This window comes from Salinimicrobium oceani (assembly GCF_012037645.1).
In genome coordinates this window covers 1-316 of sequence record NZ_JAAVJR010001393.1, presented here as the reverse complement: position 1 = coordinate 316, position 316 = coordinate 1, and the positions used below count along the sequence as shown (strand labels likewise).

Here is a 316-nt window from a genome sequence, read left to right as displayed (position 1 = left end):
CTTACATTAAACTTCAGGAAAAGTCAAAAAAGGAGAAAATCGACCAGGTGCTGGCTTATGTTGAAAATGACCGGGTCTGCAAAAGCGAGCAGCTCCTCCGATATTTCGGAGAAAAGGACACAGAACCCTGCGGAATATGTTCTGTATGTCAACCTCTTACTACCAAACTGGATCGGGAAGGCATGAAAAAGATCTACTTTGCAATCGTTGGCCTGTTGGAAGAAAGGGAACATTCCTCCAGGGAAATGACCGAAAAATTGTCTTTTCCGGAAGCACATATAATTAAGGTAATTCAAATTTTGGTTGAAAAAGGCGC

1 protein-coding gene is annotated in these 316 nt (G+C 42.1%); it reads left to right on the top strand.

What is annotated here, in order from left to right; all coding sequences use genetic code 11:
• Positions 1-316: RecQ family zinc-binding domain-containing protein (locus tag HC175_RS22350; protein WP_209310210.1), on the top strand; the 316-nt coding region annotated here is incomplete at both ends.